The sequence below is a fragment of the Lentzea sp. NPDC051838 genome (genome assembly GCF_040681245.1).
In the GTDB taxonomy this organism is placed as follows: Bacteria; Actinomycetota; Actinomycetes; order Mycobacteriales; family Pseudonocardiaceae; genus Lentzea.
This window is the reverse complement of record NZ_JBFAYI010000013.1, coordinates 25,392-36,455: the sequence shown is the minus strand read 5'-3', so window position 1 is coordinate 36,455 and position 11,064 is coordinate 25,392. Positions and strand designations below refer to the sequence as shown.

At 67.4% G+C, this 11,064-nt stretch carries 11 protein-coding genes; 6 read left to right on the top strand and 5 right to left on the bottom strand.

The genetic code is table 11. The features are described 5' to 3' along the window. Positions 1-32 precede the first annotated feature (32 nt). Genes AB0M24_RS26055 through rpmH form a run of 5 tightly spaced genes read right to left on the bottom strand, consistent with a single transcriptional unit; the run spans position 33 to position 2,447 of the window. The gene (locus AB0M24_RS26055) at positions 33-614 is read right to left on the bottom strand and encodes a R3H domain-containing nucleic acid-binding protein (RefSeq protein ID WP_363772940.1); all 582 of its coding nucleotides are present in this window, start codon (positions 612-614) and stop codon (positions 33-35) included. Between the two features lie 31 nt (positions 615-645). Continuing rightward, positions 646-1,677: a membrane protein insertase YidC gene (gene yidC, locus AB0M24_RS26050; RefSeq protein WP_363772937.1), complete on the bottom strand. Its 1,032-nt coding sequence runs from the start codon at positions 1,675-1,677 to the stop codon at positions 646-648. A 4-nt stretch (positions 1,678-1,681) separates the two neighbouring features. Further along, positions 1,682-1,939, bottom strand: coding sequence for a membrane protein insertion efficiency factor YidD (yidD, locus tag AB0M24_RS26045; RefSeq protein ID WP_030480223.1), 258 nt, complete (start codon positions 1,937-1,939; stop codon positions 1,682-1,684). Continuing rightward, the gene (gene rnpA / locus AB0M24_RS26040; protein WP_363772933.1) at positions 1,936-2,277 is read right to left on the bottom strand and encodes a ribonuclease P protein component; all 342 of its coding nucleotides are present in this window, start codon (positions 2,275-2,277) and stop codon (positions 1,936-1,938) included. Before rnpA ends, yidD begins: the two co-directional genes overlap by 4 nt. A gap of 26 nt (positions 2,278-2,303) precedes the next feature. Further along, positions 2,304-2,447 carry a 50S ribosomal protein L34 gene (rpmH, locus tag AB0M24_RS26035; RefSeq protein ID WP_030465619.1) on the bottom strand — a complete coding sequence of 48 codons (144 nt, stop codon included), beginning with the start codon at positions 2,445-2,447 and terminating at the stop codon, positions 2,304-2,306. A gap of 350 nt (positions 2,448-2,797) precedes the next feature. Between rpmH and dnaA the strand changes: the two genes are divergently transcribed. The 6 genes from dnaA (at position 2,798) to gyrB (ending at position 11,049) form a co-directional block, all read left to right on the top strand. Then, positions 2,798-4,393 carry a chromosomal replication initiator protein DnaA gene (gene dnaA, locus AB0M24_RS26030; protein WP_363772929.1) on the top strand — a complete coding sequence of 532 codons (1,596 nt, stop codon included), beginning with the start codon at positions 2,798-2,800 and terminating at the stop codon, positions 4,391-4,393. Between the two features lie 673 nt (positions 4,394-5,066). Further along, positions 5,067-6,191 (top strand): DNA polymerase III subunit beta, encoded by a 1,125-nt coding sequence (gene dnaN / locus AB0M24_RS26025; RefSeq protein WP_363772926.1) that lies wholly within the window; start codon positions 5,067-5,069, stop codon positions 6,189-6,191. Between the two features lie 42 nt (positions 6,192-6,233). Further along, positions 6,234-7,115: a phosphogluconate dehydrogenase (NAD(+)-dependent, decarboxylating) gene (gene gnd, locus AB0M24_RS26020; protein ID WP_363772923.1), complete on the top strand. Its 882-nt coding sequence runs from the start codon at positions 6,234-6,236 to the stop codon at positions 7,113-7,115. After that, positions 7,116-8,222: a DNA replication/repair protein RecF gene (gene recF, locus AB0M24_RS26015; RefSeq protein WP_363772920.1), complete on the top strand. Its 1,107-nt coding sequence runs from the start codon at positions 7,116-7,118 to the stop codon at positions 8,220-8,222. A 97-nt stretch (positions 8,223-8,319) separates the two neighbouring features. Beyond that, complete coding sequence (locus AB0M24_RS26010; protein ID WP_363772917.1) at positions 8,320-8,853, top strand: DciA family protein; 534 nt, start codon at positions 8,320-8,322, stop codon at positions 8,851-8,853. A gap of 228 nt (positions 8,854-9,081) precedes the next feature. Continuing rightward, on the top strand, positions 9,082-11,049 hold the full coding sequence (gene gyrB / locus AB0M24_RS26005) for a DNA topoisomerase (ATP-hydrolyzing) subunit B (RefSeq protein WP_363772914.1): 1,968 nt from the start codon (positions 9,082-9,084) through the stop codon (positions 11,047-11,049). Positions 11,050-11,064 lie beyond the last annotated feature (15 nt).

The window sequence follows — 11,064 nt, the reverse complement described above, 5'->3', positions numbered from 1 at the left end:
GGGGAGTCAGGGGCCGCTCGAACGAGGAAGCGTCAGGGCTTCGGGAAGATGATTACCCGACGCTGCGGCTCTTCGCCTTCGCTCTCGCTGTGCACGCCCGCGAGCGAGGCGACGGCGTCGTGGACGACCTTGCGCTCGAACGGGGTCATCGGGTGCAGGCGGGCGCGTTCGCCGGAAGCCAGCACCTTCTCGGCGGTGGAGCGGCCGAGCTCTGCGAGCTCGGCGCGGCGGCCTGCTCGCCACTGGGCGATGTCGAGCATGAGGCGGGAGCGGACGCCGGTTTCCTGCTGCACGGCCAGGCGGGTGAGTTCCTGGAGTGATTCGAGGACGTTGCCGCGGGGGCCGACCAGCTTCGAAAGGTCTTCGCCGCCGTCGATGCTGATGACCGCGCGGCCGCCTTCCACGTCCAGGTCGATGTCGCCGTCGTAGTCGAGCAGGTCGAGCAGGCGCTCGAGGTAGTCGCCGGCGATGTCGCCTTCCTGGACGAGCAGGTCCTCGGTCTTGCTCTGCGACTGCGGCTCAGTCTCGGTCTCGGTCTCGGTCGAGGTGTCAGCCTCGGCCTCGGCCGGCGACGACGCCTCCACGTCGTCGGTCGCCTGCAAGGTCTCCGACACGATGTCTCCTCTCCGGGGCAGAAGCCCGAAATCAGCGGCGCTTCTTGTTGCCCGGCTTCTTGCTGGTGGATCGGCCTGAGATCAGGCCGGGAATCTCGGTGTTGGAGCTGCCGTTCGCGTCGGTCGACTTCGACGGGCCGCTCGGGCCCGCGGTCGGCATGCGCTTGGCGCCGTTCGCGCCTGCGGTGGGCTTGGCTCCTGGGGCGGGCTTCTTCGGGTTGACCGGCTTGGCGCCCGGCTTCGGGGCGAGGGCCTGCCGCGTCTCCACCGCGGTGGCCTTCTTCTCCTCTTCCTCGGAGTCGATGCGCTTGTAGACGATGTGCTGCTGGCCGAGGGTCCAGGCGTTGTTGGACAGCCAGTACAGCAGGATCGCGACGGGGAAGAAGAAGCCACCGACGAGGACGCCCAGCGGGAAGATGTAGAGCGTCAGCTTGTTCATGATCGCCGTCTGGGGGTTGTCCAGGGCGGCCTGGTTCTGGCGGGCGACCGAGTGGCGGGCCGTGAAGTGGGTCGCGATGGACGCCACGATCATCAGCGGCACGGACACCAGGATCACGTTCGTGCGGTCGGTGGCGAACTGCGCGAGCTGCTCGGCCGGCATCGTGATGAACGTGGAGAGGTTCGCGCCGAAGAGCTTGGCGTTGACGAACGACTCGACGCCCTTCGCGTCGAAGAAGTAGACCTCGCCCCAGCCGGGCTTGAACGAGCGCAGCACGTGGAACAGACCGATGAACACCGGGATCTGCACCAGCATCGGCAGGCAGCCGCCGAGCGGGTTCACGCCGTGCTCGGACTGGAGCTTCTGCATCTCCTGGGCCTGGCGCTGGCGGTCGTTCGGGTACTTCTTCTTGATCTTCTGCATCTCCGGGGCGAACTCCTGCATTCGCCGCATGGACCGCACCTGGCCGACGAACGGCTTGAACAGGATGGCGCGGAGGGTGAAGACCAGGAAGATGACGGAGAGCGCCCAGGCGAACCCGCTCGACTCACCGAAGACGTGGCCGAAGACCCAGTGCCAACACCACAAGATGAAGGACACCGGGTAGTAGATGAAGTTGAGCACGGAGCTACTCCTCGGTGGATACGTCGGGGACCTGCCGCCTCGGCGGAACGGGGTCCAGGCCTCCAGGGTGCCAGGGTCCGCAGCGCAGCAACCGGCGGATGGTCAGCCAGGTTCCCCGCAACGCACCGTGGACGGTCAGGGCTTCCACCGCGTACGCGCTGCAGCTCGGGTAGAAGCGACAGGTCGGCGGCAGCAGGGGTGAGATGAACTTCCGGTAGAAGTGCACCGGCAGCAGGGCGACCTTCGCGGGCAACGTGGTCATCGCAGCACCTTGCGCAGAGCGGAGGAGAAGTCGGCAGCGAGCTCGGCACTCGACGCCGCTGCTGCCGGGGCCAACGCTCGCACGACCACGAGAGTTCCCGGCGGCATGTCGGCCAACGAGGGACGAACAACGTGCCGCAACCGCCGGTACACGCGGTGGCGGACCACCGAGTTGCCAACTGCCTTGCTCACGACGAAGCCCACCTTGGACGAATCCAAGGTGGGCACGTCAGGCGTCAAGGCGTGGACGACCAACCGGGGTCGTCCGGCGCGGCGGCCTCGGCGGACCACCAGGCCGAAGTCCTGGCTGCGGGTGAGCCGGGCGGCCGGTGGAAGCACGACGACGCTGCGCTAACCAGCCGCTGTCAGGCGGACAGCGTGGCACGGCCCTTGCTGCGGCGCGCGGCCAGAATGGCGCGGCCGGCGCGGGTCCGCATGCGCAGCCGGAAGCCGTGCGTCTTCGCGCGGCGGCGGTTGTTGGGCTGGAAGGTGCGCTTACCCTTGCTCACGGTCGGTCTCCCGGTGCTTCACTGCTGACAAAGCCTTGTGGTTGTCCCCGACGGCAGTGGACGTAGGCGCGCGAAAGGCGCCCGTCGCAAGCGGGAGACTCGTACGAGGGTACGCACGCCCGGGTGCAGCGACCAAATCGGGGTGGCCGACGCCACGTCTTGTGAGGCGTGCCGGGCCTTGTTACCGTTCTTCCCTCGCGCATGCCGGAGCTGGCGAGGGAGCCGCCACCGTACCGGCAACACAACGCACCGTTTAGTGCACAGTTGTGGATAACTCTGTGGATGCCTCTATTCTCCGTGTCCACATGTGGAGTCTTGTGGGCTCCGGTGGAGGGGAGGGGAGCGCGGAGGTGTCTAGCCAGCAGGTCGACCTTGGTCTCGTGTGGGCCGAGGTGGTGCAGGAGCTCGCCACGAGCCACCTGTCCCCTCAGCAACGCGCGTGGATGAGGGTCACCCGTCCGATCGGTCTTCTGGACGGGACCGCCCTGCTCGCGGCTCCGAGCGACTTCGCGAAAGAGGCGATCGAACGCGCACTGCGCGACCCGATCACCGCCGCCCTGTCCCGCAGGCTCGGCCGCACTGTCTCCCTCGCGGTGAAGGTCGACTCGCCGGAGCCGGTGAGCCCGCCGACCACGCCCATCCCGGTGCAGGCCGTCCAGCCCGTGCCGCCTCTTCCCAACGGCGACACGCCCGGCTCCGTGATCACGGACGACGCGGTCGCGACCGTTGCTACAAACGCTGACACAGCAACGGAAAGCTCGGACTCCGACGAGGTCGACGAAGCCGGCGACGCGCTCGCCGCCGTCACCGAGATCTGGCCCACGTTCAACACCGCGAACACCGGCGGTGGCGCGACGCCCAACGGCGGTACCCCGTTCACGCGGCCCGCCAACCCGTCGCCCTCGCAGACGCGACTGAACGAGAAGTACAACTTCGACACGTTCGTCATCGGCGCCTCGAACCGGTTCGCGCACGCCGCCGCGGTCGCGGTGGCCGAGGCTCCCGCCCGGGCGTACAACCCGCTCTTCATCTGGGGCGAGAGCGGCCTCGGCAAGACGCACCTGCTGCACGCCGTCGGGCACTACGCCCAGCGCCTGTTCCCCGGCATGCGCGTGCGCTACGTGTCGACCGAGGAGTTCACCAACGACTTCATCAACTCGCTGCGCGACGACCGCAAGGTCGCCTTCCAGCGCCGCTACCGGGACATCGACGTTCTTCTCGTCGACGACATCCAGTTCCTGGAGGGCAAGGAAGGTACGCAGGAGGAGTTCTTCCACACGTTCAACACGCTCCACAACACGAACAAGCAGATCGTGGTGTCGAGCGACCGGCCGCCCAAGCGGCTGGAGACGCTGGAAGACCGCCTGCGCACGCGGTTCGAGTGGGGTCTGATCACGGACATCCAGCCGCCCGAGCTCGAGACCCGGATCGCGATCCTCCGCAAGAAGGCGGCGCAGGACCGGCTCGCGGCCCCGGCCGAGGTGCTGGAGTTCATCGCCGCGCGCATAGAGCGGAACATCCGCGAACTGGAAGGCGCGCTCATCCGCGTCACGGCGTTCGCGTCGCTCAACCGTCAGCCGGTCGACGTCCAGCTCGCCGAGATCGTGCTGCGCGACCTGATCCCCGACTCGCACGCTCCGGAGATCACCGCGCCGACGATCATGGCGGTCACCGCGGAGTTCTTCGGCGTCACGATCGACGACCTCTGCGGCCCGGGTAAGACGAAGGCGCTCGCGCAGGCGCGGCAGATCTCCATGTACCTGTGCCGCGAGCTGACGGATCTGTCGCTGCCGAAGATCGGTCAGACGTTCGGCGGCCGCGACCACACGACCGTCATGCACGCGGACAAGAAGATCCGCAAGGAGATGGCCGAGCGCCGCCGGATCTACGACCAGGTCCAGGAGCTGACGTCGCGGATCAAGCAGCGCGCCCGCCACGCTCCCTGATTCCAACCTGGGTACGACGAGGGGTCCTCCACCGCGGAGGGCCCCTTCTTTTTGTTCGCTTACAAGGAGACCCGTACGGCGCGTACAGCCGCACGAGCCGTACGCGCGCGCTCGAACCCGGGTGGAATCGAGGGGTGCTCGGCCACGGAGAGGGGCTTACTGTTTGCGCACCGCACTCGAAGGGGTGGGGACAACTAGAAAAACTTGTGGCCCCGGCCACGATCTGGCCACAGAAGCCTGTTGAACACCCGGGTACAACTGCGCCGCACCCGGGGACGCACCCGGGGACAACTGTGGACGATCTGTGGATCGAGAGCTGTGCACAACCGGCTGTCCCCGGGTGCGCCGATCTGTCCCCGGGTGCCATCCCCCCTTAGTCCACATGGTGGGTGACACCTTGACCAGCAGGTTTAAGGCCTGTCCCCAGTATCCACAACGCCTACTGTTACTGCTGTTGATCTCTTCTAGGAAGAACTTCAAAAGCAAAACAGCGGGGGACAGCTCCTGGGGATCGGTGCCCGAACCCCGAAGTGACGAGAAGGGCCAGGACGCTCTACGGTGGATGCTCCGCCCTCGGAGTCGAGGTACCGACGCCGAGAGACGAGGCTCCCCAACCCCCACTGTGGCTCGTTGCTGTGGTTGGGCTTGTCGACTGTCGAGGAAAGGACGCCTCATGAAGATCCGCGTCGAACGCGACGGCCTCGCCGACGCTGTCGCCTGGGTCGCTCGCAGCCTTCCGTCCCGTCCGCCGGTTCCCGTGCTGGGCGGCGTGCTGCTCGACGCGGAGTCGGACGAGTCGCTGACGGTCTCGGGATTCGACTACGAGGTCTCGGCTCAGGTCGGTGTCCCGGCGACGATCGCCGACGGCGGCCGCGCGCTGGTCTCCGGGCGTCTGCTCGCGGACATCACCAAGGCGCTCCCGAACCACCCGGTCGAGATCGCGGTCGACGGCGCTCGCATGATGATCAGCTGCGGCAGCGCCAGGTTCAGCCTCCCGACGATGCCGGTCGAGGACTACCCCGCGCTGCCGTCGATGCCTCAGCTCATCGGCGAGCTTCCCGGCGAGGTCTTCGGCGAGGCCGTCGGTCAGGTCGCGGTCGCGGCCGGCAAGGACGACACGCTCCCGATGCTCACCGGTGTGCGCGTCGAGATCGGCGACGGCAAGCTGACCCTCGTCGCCACCGACCGCTTCCGCCTCGCGATGCGCGAGTTCCCGTGGGAGCCGGACGCTTCCCTCGGCGAGGTCGCGGTTCTGGTCCCGGCCCGCACGCTCGGCGACGCGGCCAAGACGCTCGGCTCGTCCGGTGGCAAGGTCGAGATGTCGCTCGCGGCGAACGACGGACTGCTCGGTCTGTCCGGTTCCGGCAAGCGCACGACGACCCGCCTGCTCGACGCGGACTTCCCGAAGTACCGGCAGCTGCTGCCGACCGAGCACTCGGCCGCCGCGATCATCGAGGTCGACACGCTCGTCCAGGCGATCAAGCGCGTGTCGCTCGTCGCCGAGCGCGGCACCCAGGTCCGGCTCGAGTTCGTGGACGGCGGCCTGCGCCTGTCCGCCGGTGGCGACGACGAGGGTTCGGCCGAGGAAGAGCTTCCGGTCGAGTACACCGGCGACGCGGTCACGATCGCGTTCAACCCCGGGTACCTCCTCGACGGCCTCGGAGCGGTTCGCACGCCCCGTGTCCACTTGTCCTTCACCACACCCAGCCGCCCGGCACTGCTCAAGCCGGTGGACGAGGATGGGAACGTGGCGCCGGGTTACCTGTACCTCCTGATGCCCGTTCGCCTGCCCGGCTAAAACCTCTTACCGGGTAACGAGAAACGTTTAGGGGAGAACACCGTGCAGCTCGGACTCGTCGGCCTCGGCAAGATGGGTTTCAACATGCGCGAGCGGGTGCGTCGAGCCGGTCACGAGGTGATCGGCTACGACCGCAACCCGGAGGTCAGCGACTCGGAGTCGTTGGCGGACATGGTGTCCAAGCTCGAGGCGCCGCGCGTGGTGTGGGTGATGGTGCCCGCCGGCGAGATCACCCGTAACACGGTGAAGGAGCTGTCCGAGCTGCTGTCGCCCGGCGACCTCGTGGTCGACGGCGGCAACTCCAAGTTCACCGACGACCGGATCCACGCGGACCTGTTGGCGGAGAAGGAGATCGGCTACCTCGACTGCGGCGTGTCCGGTGGCGTGTGGGGTCTGGACAACGGCTACGCGCTGATGGTCGGTGGCGACGCCGCGCACGTCGAGCAGGCGATGCCGATCTTCGACGCGCTCCGTCCGGAGGGTCCGCGCGAGGAAGGCTTCGCGCACGCGGGCAAGGTCGGCGCCGGTCACTACTCGAAGATGGTGCACAACGGCATCGAGTACGGCCTGATGCAGGCGTACGCCGAGGGCTTCGAGCTGCTCGACAAGACCGACGTCGTGGACAACGTCCCCGCGGTGATCTCGGCCTGGCAGCGCGGCACCGTCGTGCGGTCGTGGCTGCTCGACCTGTTGGTGCGCGCGCTGGAGTCGGACCCCGAGCTCGACGACCTGCGCGGGTACGTCGAGGACTCGGGCGAGGGCCGGTGGACCGTCGAGGAGGGCATCAACAACGCGGTGCCGCTCCCCGTCATCTCCGCGGCGCTGTTCGCGCGGTTCCAGTCGCGGCAGGAGGACTCGCCCGCGATGCGCGCGGTCGCCGCGCTGCGCAACCAGTTCGGTGGCCACTCCGTTCAGAAGGCATAAGTGCACGTCAGACATCTCCAGGTCAGCGACTTCCGCTCGTGGGAGCTCGCGGACCTGGAGCTCGAGCCCGGAGTGTCGGTGCTCGTCGGGCGCAACGGTCAGGGCAAGACGAACCTGGTCGAGGCGATCGGGTACGTGGCGACGCTGGGTTCGCACCGCGTCGCCACGGACGCACCACTGATCCGGCACGGTGCTCAGCGCGCCGTCGTGCGGGCGGCCGTGGTCAACGACGACCGCGAGCTGCTCGTGGAGCTCGAGATCACCGCGGGCAAGGCGAACCGGGCTCGGATCAACCGCGGTCCGGTGCCCCGTCCGCGCGATGTGCTCGGGATTCTGCGCACCGTGTTGTTCGCACCGGAGGACCTCTCTCTTGTGCGCGGCGATCCGGGCGACCGGCGCCGGTTCCTCGACGAGATGCTGGTGTTGCGCGCGCCGAGGTACGCGGGCGTTCGCAGCGACTACGACCGTGTCCTCAAGCAGCGCAGCGCGTTGTTGAAGACGGTGAAGCATTCACGGTCGGCGGACCTCTCGACGCTCGACGTCTGGGACGGGCATCTCGCCAAGCACGGCGCGGAGCTCCTGGCCGCGCGGCTGAAGCTGGTCCGCGACATGGCGGACCACGTGACCAACGCGTACGCGGAGGTCGCTCCGGAGTCACGCCCGGCGCTCATCTCCTACAGGTCGAGCGTCGGCGACCTTCCGGAAGACAGGGAGAGCATCGAGGACCTGTTGCTGGCCGAGCTCGACCGGGTGCGCCGGCAGGAGATCGAACGAGGGGTGTGCCTCGTCGGCCCGCACCGCGACGATCTCGATCTGACGCTCGGTGAGCTCCCCGCGAAGGGCTACGCCAGTCACGGAGAGTCATGGTCGTTCGCGCTCGCTCTGAGGCTCGGCGGGTACGAGTTGATGCGTGTCGACGGCATCGAACCGGTGCTCGTGCTGGACGATGTGTTCGCGGAGCTCGACCGCGGCCGGCGGCAGCAGCTGGCGAAGGTCGCGGCCGCCGCCGAGCAGGTCCTGATCACCGCCGCGGTGGCGGAGGACGTGCCGGACGAGCTGAGCGGTGCCCGGTTCGAGGTCGGTGGCGGGGAGGTCCGGCGTGTCTAACTCAGATCCCCAAGATGTAGCTCGATCGGGTGTGTCCGCCCACACATCTGGGGACAAGTCTGTGGATGGTGTGGATAACTCCGTCACAAATCCGGACTTGTCCACAGGTTCATTCACACCTGAGGGTGAGCCACTGAAGGGTTCTGACCTCGCGCGGGCTGCTCTGGAGGCCGCGAAGGCGAGTGCGAAGGCCCGCGGCCGCACCCCCGGCAGCAAGTCGAAGGGCCGTCCGGTCGGTCGCCGGCGCCGTCGCTGGTCGGGTCCCGGACCGGACGACCGCGACCCCCAGATGATCGGCAGGATCGCGTCGCGGATCGCCGCCGACCGGGGCTGGGTCGAGCAACTTCAGGGTGGCCAGGTCTTCGGCCGTTGGGCAAAATTGGTAGGTGAGGACGTCGCCGAGCACGCGAAACCGATCGCTCTCAGTGACGGGGAACTGACGGTCCAGGCGTCGTCGACGGCGTGGGCCACTCAGCTGCGCCTGCTGCAGCGCGATCTGCTCAAGAGGATTGCCGCGGGAGTCGGTCACGGCGTCGTCAAACGGCTCAAGATCAAGGGACCGGACGCTCCCAACTGGCGACACGGCCCCAGGCACGTTCCTGGGCGCGGTCCGCGTGACACCTACGGGTGAGGTCCTGTCAAGGGCTCAGCGGCGATTCTGTGGCTCAATGAGCGTTCACCTGCGGATTTGAACCCCCGTTTCAGCCGTCCTGACCCGTCTTGCGCCTCACGAGGCGCTCTGTGACTGAATCAAAGGTGTCCTTGCCCCCTTTCTGTCGGGGTGGCCCGGTAGAATCACAGGGAGCGTCACCCATCATCGTGCGGGCGATGCCTGCATCAGCGAGGAGACCCCAGGCCCGTGTCAGCTAAGAAGAATGAGTACGGCGCGTCCTCGATCACCGTCCTCGAAGGTCTTGAGGCAGTGCGCAAGAGGCCGGGCATGTACATCGGCTCGACCGGCGAGCGCGGTCTGCACCACCTGGTCCAGGAGGTTGTGGACAACTCGGTCGACGAGGCGATGGCCGGCTTCGCGACGACGGTCGACGTCACCCTGCTGGCCAACGGCGGTGTCCGGGTCATCGACGACGGTCGTGGCATCCCGACCGACATCCACCCGGTCGAGGGCATCCCGACCGTCGAGGTCGTCATGACCAAGCTGCACGCGGGCGGCAAGTTCGACAGCGACTCCTACGCGGTGTCCGGCGGTCTGCACGGCGTCGGCATCTCGGTGGTCAACGCGCTGTCCACGGCCGTCGATCTCGAGATCAGGCACAAGGGCTTCAACTGGACCCAGCGCTACGAGAACTCGAAGCCGGCGCCGCTGGAGAAGGGCGCGCCGACGTCCGAGACCGGCACCAGCGTCACGTTCTGGGCCGACCCGGAGATCTTCGAGACCACCGAGTACAACGTCGAGACGATCGCACGCCGCCTGCAGGAGATGGCGTTCCTCAACAAGGGGATCACGATCATCCTGCGCGACGAGCGGGTCTCGCCGGAGGACGAGGAGGCCGACGCCGAGGGCCACAAGGCCGCGGTGAAGGAGCGCGTCTTCCACTACCCCGGTGGTCTGGAGGACTTCGTCCGCCACATCAACCACACCCGCGACGCCGTGCACCAGAAGGTCATCGGCTTCGAGGCGCAGGGTGAGGACCTCCAGGTCGAGGTCGCGATGCAGTGGAACACCGGCTACACCGCGTCGGTCTACACGTTCGCGAACACGATCAACACGCACGAGGGCGGCACGCACGAAGAGGGCTTCCGCGCCGCGTTGACGCGTGTCGTCAACGAGTACGCGCGCGAGAAGAAGCTGCTCAAGGAGAAGGACGCCAACCTCACCGGTGACGACATCCGCGAGGGTCTCGCCGCGATCATCTCGGTGAAGCTGAAGGAACCGCAGTTCGAGGGCCAGACGAAGACCAAGCTGGGCAACAGCGAGGCCAAGTCGTTCGTGCAGAAGTCGACGAACGAGCACCTGGCCGACTGGTTCGAGCGGCACCCCAACGAGGCGAAGACGATCGTCACCAAGTCGGTGTCGTCGGCGCAGGCCCGCATCGCCGCTCGCAAGGCCCGCGAACTGGTGCGCCGCAAGGGTGCGCTGGACATCGGCGGCCTGCCGGGCAAGCTCAAGGACTGCCGTTCGACCGAGCCGGAGCGTTGCGAGCTCTACATCGTCGAGGGTGACTCGGCAGGCGGCTCGGCCAAGGAAGGCCGCGACTCGATGTACCAGGCGATCCTGCCGATCCGCGGCAAGATCATCAACGTCGAGAAGGCCCGCATCGACCGCGTCCTCAAGAACACCGAGGTCCAGTCGCTCATCACCGCGCTCGGCACCGGCATCCACGACGAGTTCGACCTGTCGAAGCTGCGCTACCACAAGATCGTGCTGATGGCCGACGCCGACGTCGACGGCCAGCACATCCGCACGCTGCTGCTCACGCTGCTGTTCCGCTTCATGCAGCCGCTCATCGAGCACAACCACGTCTACCTCGCGCAGCCGCCGCTCTACAAGATCAAGTGGCAGCGCACCGAGCCGGAGTACTGCTACTCCGACCGGGAGAAGGACGCCATGATCAGGGACGGTCTGGCGGCCGGCAAGCGTCTCGGCAAGGACGACAACATCCAGCGGTACAAGGGTCTCGGCGAGATGAACGCCGAGGAGCTGTGGGAGACCACGATGGACCCGGCGAACCGGATCCTGCGCCAGGTCACCATGGACGACGCGGCCACCGCCGACGAGCTGTTCAGCGTGCTCATGGGCGAGGACGTCGAGGCACGGCGCTCGTTCATCACCCGCAACGCCAAGAGCATCAAGTTCCTGGACATCTGAGTCCGGTTCTTGTTC

Excerpts from the sequence above, each read along its gene's own strand:
- dnaN (WP_363772926.1), top strand. The coding sequence starts at position 5,067 with ATGAAGATCCGCGTCGAACGCGACGGCCTCGCCGACGCTGTCGCCTGG.
- yidD (WP_030480223.1), bottom strand. The coding sequence starts at position 1,939 with ATGACCACGTTGCCCGCGAAGGTCGCCCTGCTGCCGGTGCACTTCTAC.